This window comes from Salegentibacter sp., from assembly GCF_041642575.1.
Classification (GTDB): domain Bacteria; phylum Bacteroidota; class Bacteroidia; order Flavobacteriales; family Flavobacteriaceae; genus Salegentibacter.
This window is the reverse complement of the sequence record NZ_JBEPWD010000061.1, coordinates 1-5,649: the sequence shown is the minus strand read 5'-3', so window position 1 is coordinate 5,649 and position 5,649 is coordinate 1. Positions and strand designations below refer to the sequence as shown.

The 5,649-nt window shown below is 41.9% G+C and carries 6 protein-coding genes; 3 read left to right on the top strand and 3 right to left on the bottom strand.

Annotated elements, in window-relative coordinates:
- Positions 1-154 precede the first annotated feature (154 nt).
- The 3 genes from ACESK1_RS09590 (at position 155) to ACESK1_RS09580 (ending at position 4,137) form a co-directional block, all read left to right on the top strand.
- Positions 155-376, top strand: a complete 222-nt coding sequence (locus tag ACESK1_RS09590; protein WP_372919964.1) for an SHOCT domain-containing protein — start codon at positions 155-157, stop codon at positions 374-376.
- A 122-nt stretch (positions 377-498) separates the two neighbouring features.
- Positions 499-3,270: a heavy metal translocating P-type ATPase gene (locus tag ACESK1_RS09585; RefSeq protein WP_372919963.1), complete on the top strand. Its 2,772-nt coding sequence runs from the start codon at positions 499-501 to the stop codon at positions 3,268-3,270.
- A gap of 135 nt (positions 3,271-3,405) precedes the next feature.
- Entirely contained in the window at positions 3,406-4,137 is a 732-nt protein-coding gene (locus ACESK1_RS09580; protein ID WP_372919962.1) for a flavodoxin family protein, read from the top strand.
- Positions 4,138-4,161: 24 nt separating this feature from the next.
- Here ACESK1_RS09580 and ACESK1_RS09575 read toward each other — a convergent pair whose 3' ends face one another.
- The 3 genes from ACESK1_RS09575 to ACESK1_RS09565 all read right to left on the bottom strand — a co-directional run.
- On the bottom strand, positions 4,162-4,368 hold the full coding sequence (locus ACESK1_RS09575) for a GDCCVxC domain-containing (seleno)protein (RefSeq protein ID WP_372919961.1): 207 nt from the start codon (positions 4,366-4,368) through the stop codon (positions 4,162-4,164).
- Between the two features lie 80 nt (positions 4,369-4,448).
- Positions 4,449-5,024, bottom strand: coding sequence for a carboxymuconolactone decarboxylase family protein (locus tag ACESK1_RS09570; RefSeq protein ID WP_372919960.1), 576 nt, complete (start codon positions 5,022-5,024; stop codon positions 4,449-4,451).
- Between the two features lie 116 nt (positions 5,025-5,140).
- The coding region (locus ACESK1_RS09565; protein WP_372919959.1) for a haloacid dehalogenase type II at positions 5,141-5,649 on the bottom strand (509 nt) is incomplete at its 5' end.

Sequence of the window (5,649 nt, the reverse complement as noted above, 5' to 3'; positions counted from 1 at the left end):
TGATGTAGGGTTTTTACAGCGGAAAGCAACTGAGAAATGATCTGCTCTTATTATCTAATTCCGGGGCAAATAATGGGAATTATGATGAGATTGATGAAACAGGATACAATGATGCGCAATCGCATGAATTAATCCTGATAAATAGGACTTTGATATGGAGGGTTTTGGACATCATGGATGGGGAATGATTTGGTGGTGGATCATCGGTCTCATAATCCTTATCCTGTTGGTATGGTTAATAGTAAGATCGAGTGAAAGAGGTGGCGGGCCGGTAGCTTCGCCCAAAAAATCGGCTATGGATATTCTCAAGGAAAGATATGCCAGAGGTGAGATCAGCAAAGAGGAATATGATAGCCGAAAAAAAGATCTTATGTAGATTTATTTCCTCTAGTCTAGGAAATCCACTGCCTGCTTTTGATCCTGGCTGTTGTTAACGATCATTATTCAGGTGAAAAATTCATAGGGTAGAATTCTGAAAAACCGTTAAATCTTCATATAATGGACAACAAAGACCGAAAAAACCGTCAAAAAGAGGATAGAAACCAGGCCAGCGGCAACTCCCGAAAAACCCCAGCTGGGGATTCAAATCCTGATAAAAATAAAAATTCCCGCGATGAAGAGTCTGCTAACGAGAGCAGAGATTCTTCAGAAAATAAACAGGGGGATCAAAATTCAGCGGAAGAAACATCCAGGGAACAAAAATCTGAAACCACTTCACAACAACCGGATAAAAAGCCACAAGACAAACCTATTGGGAAGAAAAATAAAGAGACTGAAGAAAAAGATCAGGATATTCATGTAGACGTTGATGTGGAGGCTGATAAGGTGAATATAAATGTCAATCTAAAAACAGGAAAACCGAAATCTGGTAAGGAGGACAAAAGAACAGGGAATCTGGAAAAACCGGGAAAAAAAGACTCGGAGGAAAGACAGGATACAGGGAAAAAAGAACCATCAGGAAAAGAACAAAAGCACGAAACCAAATCTGCTGAGGTAGAAGACGAAAAACCTGCAGAAAAAACAAGGGAAGAAAAAAAAGAATCGGGTAAAGAAGAACCTTCAAAAAAAGAACAGGAAAAGAAAAATAAACCTACCAAGGAAGACGAGAAATCTTCAGAAAAAGAACAAGAGCAGGGAGCCAAACCTAAGAAAGACAAGAAATCTTCAGAAAGATCAACAGAAGAAAAAAAAGAATCGGGAAAAGAAGAAAAGCAGGAAAAAGACCATAAAGCCCATTCGGGGAAGGGGAGCCAGGAAGAAAACGGGCATGATGGGCAGAGTGAAGAAGACCGGGAAAAGGATCACGAGCATAGTGACCACGGCGAAGATCACCATAAACATATGCTCAAAGATTTCAAGAAAAGATTCTGGATATCACTTGCTATAGCCATTCCTATATTGGCACTTTCAGAAATGATTCAGAACTGGTTTGGGTATGAACTCGAATTCACGGGATCTAAATATGTTTTAGGAGGATTGGGACTGGCCATTTACCTGTATGGAGGTTGGCCGTTCCTTAGGGGGATGAAAGACGAGATCAAAGACCGTTACCCCGGGATGATGACTCTTATCGCCATTGCAATTACAGTAGCCTGGGGGTACAGTTTTGCAATTACCCTGGGTATGGAGGGCATGGATTTTTACTGGGAGCTTGCAACCCTGGTTGTGATTATGCTACTTGGTCACTGGCTGGAAATGAAATCGATTCTTGGTGCTTCACGAGCTCTGGAAGAACTAATGGAATTAATGCCGGATACGGCGCACCGAATAAAAGAAAACGGTGACACCGAGGAAGTTAAGATCACCGAACTTAAGAATGGGGACAGGATTCTGGTAAAACCCGGAGAGAAGATCGCTGCAGACGGAAATGTAGTGGACGGAAAATCCTCTGTGAATGAATCTATGCTTACCGGGGAATCAAAGCCTGTAGAAAAGAAAAAAGGGGATGAAGTAATAGGGGGCGCCGTGAATGAATCAGGTTCCATCACCGTGGAAGTAGAAAGGACCGGCGATGAATCTTACCTGAACCAGATGGTAGAAATGGTACAGGAGGCGCAAAAATCAAAATCAAAAACTCAGCGGTTGGCAGATAAGGCTGCCCTTATTCTTACCATAGTTGCATTAACAGGAGGCCTTGCCACTTTTCTGGTTTGGTTCCTGGTTATGGATAGAGAAATGGTCTTTGCCATTGAGCGTGCCGTGACTGTAATGATTATAGCCTGTCCCCACGCGCTGGGTCTTGCCATTCCATTAGTAGTAGCCATATCCACTTCCATTTCAGCAAAAAAAGGTTTGCTGATAAGAAACCGTTCTGCTTTTGAACTGTGCCGAAAACTCGATGTTATCCTGTTTGATAAAACCGGTACCCTTACTAAAGGAGAATTTGGGGTGACCACCATAGAATCCCTGGATGAGGAATGGGATGAAGAAAAAGTGCTCACCTGGGCGGCCAGTATGGAGAAAAAATCTGAGCATCCTTTGGCAGCCGGAATCTTGAAAAAAGCAAAGGAGAAAAACCTGGAACTTTTGAATGCCGAAGATTATGAAAATATCACCGGTCAGGGCATAAAGGCCCGAATAAATGGCCAGGAGGTTATTATAGCAGGCGGGAATTACCTGGAAGAAAAAAATATACCCGCTGATGCAAATCCTGATGCGAAGGGTACTGTAATCTACCTGGTAGTAGAGAATGAACCCAAAGGTTATCTCGCCCTGGCCGATGAGGTGAGGGAAGATTCCAAAGAGGCTGTGAAGACCTTGCACGAAAATGACATTGAGGTGTTTATGGTCACCGGGGATAGGGAACAGGTTGCGAAGGAAGTAAGTGAGGAATTAGGTATAGAGGGGTATTTTGCAAATGTAAGGCCGGAAAAGAAGCAGGATAAGATTAAGGAATTCCAGGAAAAAGGCAAAATAGTAGCTATGACCGGGGACGGAGTGAATGACGCACCGGCCCTGGCACAGGCAGATGTGGGGATAGCCGTGGGTTCAGGAACCGATGTAGCAGCCGAAACGGCAGATATTATCCTTGCCAATTCCAACCCTAAAGACATAGTGAAACTCATTCTTTTCGGGAAAGCCACCTATAATAAAATGGTTCAGAACCTTTTTTGGGCAACAGCATATAATGTTGTGGCGATTCCACTGGCTGCAGGAGTGTTATATCAACAGGGTATCCTGGTTAATCCTGCTGTTGGGGCTATTGTAATGAGTATAAGTACAATAATTGTAGCAGTAAACGCGCAGCTTTTACGGTACAAACTGAAGTAAAATAAAAATTTCAGTCAGTGGGAATGCCTGTTATGTTCAGGGGTTCTCAAAAAGTAATTTTCTATACCTAAATTTAGAAGACCTGGAGATCAGGATAGTCTTCGCTTATAAATCCAATTACATAAACATTTAATTATGAAGAATGATTTTTCCGGTTTAAAAGCTGTATATGTAAACTGTACCTTAAAAAAGTCTCCTGCAAAAAGTCATACCCGTGATTTAATGAATGTATCAAGTAAGATCATGAAATCTGAAGGTGTAGCTGTTCAAACTATACGTTTGGCAGACTTTGAAGTTCCTGCAGGAGTTCAACCTGATATGACCAAAGAAGGGGAGACCCGGGATGACTGGCCGGAGCTCTATGAAAAGATAATCGATGCCGATATTTTGATAATTGGTACACCCATCTGGTTGGGAGAGCGTTCTTCGATTGCTTCAAAATTAATAGAGCGTTTATATGCGATGAGCGGATATCAAAACGACAAAGGTCAATATGTGTACTATGGAAAAGTAGGCGGTTGCATTATAACCGGAAATGAGGATGGAGTAAAACATTGTGCGATGGGCATAATGTATGCCTTACAGCATTTAGGCTATAGTATCCCGCCCCAGGCCGATGCCGGTTGGATTGGTGAGGTAGGTCCCGGACCTAGTTATGGGGATAAAGAATGGAATGGAGAGAAAAAAGATCCGCCTGTGGGTTATGAATCTGATTTCACTAACAGGAACACCACCTTTATGACCTATAATCTATTGCATCTGGCAAAAATGCTTAAGGAAAATGGTGGCTACCCTTCCTATGGAAACTCCAGAACTGCCTGGGATGATGGTACAAGATGGAATTTCGAAAACCCTGAATACCGTTAGATAAACAGGTTCTGCTTAAAAAATTTAAAGCTTGTTATGCCTTTGAATAGAGGGACAGGGATTTGTACCATAACTACAGTAAACACGACAATCTCCCGTTTTAGCCTGTAATCTGGTTTTGCATTTTTCACATTCATAAAAATACTGGCAGGAATCGGCAGGCATTCTTTCCTCTTTACTATGTCCACACTCAGGACAAGTGATAGTCGATGTTGACAGTAGCTTCATCATAATTCAAATTTTAGACTCAGGTTTTTAAAATAAGAACAAATTAAAGGGAAGCTTCCACTGCTTCCCTTTAATTTTCTCTTTTAAGCCTTTTCCAACTTGTGTCCGGCGAAAGCTTCATCAACTTCCGTATGGAAAATATGGTTGGAATAATTACTTATGGTTTTCACGGCCTGGGCCAGGATAATTGCAAGGATCTGTTTTTCAGAATATCCTGCATCCAGGAACTTTTTAGCCTCTTCGGGAGTTGGATTTCCTCTGCTTTTATCCATTACTCTTGTGAATTCGTGCAGGGCTCTTAATTTATCATCTTGAATTTCTCTACCCTCTCTTATCGCTTCTATGACATCTTTTGGTGTTTTAGAAACATTTTCAGCCAGATAGCTGTGGGCAGCGGTGCAATATTCACAGGAATTATCAATACTGACAGTTAATAATACAATTTCCTGTTCTGCAGGGGTGAAATCACTATCTTTTCTGAATTGGCTGTATCCGGTATCATACGTATTCTGCAGGGCCGGAAAGTTCACCATGTTTTTATACATGTTAGGGATCATCCCGTTTGCCTTTTTGGCATTTTCAAGGATTTCCTTTTGTTGCTCCTTAGCATCTTCTAATTCTACAGGTTCTAATCCGATTTTGTACGTTTGGTTTGACATAATTTAAATTTTTAGGATTAAACATTACTATTAAAGACGCTGTAGGTAAACTATACTATGTCTAAAAAGACAAAGAGCGTCTCTGATAATTTCTTAAATGATTCACCAGGGAAAACCTATTTCTCAATTGCAATTAATTTATCTGAAATAAGCTTTAGATCAGGAGCCACAATTTCCGGGGTAGGAGCTAGTGGATATTGTTGTTGCCCGGGCCTGCTAACAAAAGCAGCACGCCAACCGGCCCAAAGCGCTCCTGCCACGTCCCATCCGTGAGCGGCAATGAGCATAGCATCTTCAGGTTTCACACCTAATTTTCTGGCTGCCCAGTTGTAAGTATCCTGATGAGGTTTGTATTTTCCTATATCTTCAATACTCAAGTGCTTCTCAAAGAGATCCAGCAAGCCGGCGTTGGAAAATTGCTTTTCCACGGCCGCGTTAGAAGAATTGGTGAGGGAAACAAGTCGGTAGCCATCTTCCTTTAATTTTGCCAGGGCTTCTTTAACCTCGGGGTGGGGCGGAAGTGAGGTGATGGGCGATATTGCTTCTTTTGCTTCTTCGCGACTGAGTCTAATATCATTATTAGCAGCTACCATCATCAGGGTAGCAGCACCGATTTCTCCAAAAT